At 73.1% G+C, this 275-nt stretch carries 1 protein-coding gene; it reads right to left on the reverse strand.

All coding sequences use genetic code 11. From position 1 onward, the window contains the following. Positions 1-275 (reverse strand): peptidyl-prolyl cis-trans isomerase (locus AC1RQI_RS17175; protein ID WP_481905826.1); only part of this gene is annotated, 275 nt, incomplete at both ends.

Consider the following 275-nt stretch of genomic DNA (forward strand, 5'->3'; position numbering starts at 1 on the left):
GCCTCGCGCTGGGCGAGGGTGGCGGCGCGCCAGTCGTTCTCCACGTCGCGGCGCACCTGGGCGAGCTTCAGCGGGGCTGGGGCGGTCACCTCAGACACGCGCACCAGGTGCAGGCCGAAGCTGGACTCGAACGGTCCGGCCCATCGGCCCACCGGCGCCTTGGCCACCGCATTGGCGAAGGCCTGGCCGAAGGCGGCGGCGATGTCGGCCTTGGTGGCTTTGGTCAGCACGGCGGGTGCGTCGATGCGCTGGCCGGCGCCTTTCAGATCCGCCTC

Source organism: Salicola sp. AFF1, assembly GCF_056783195.1.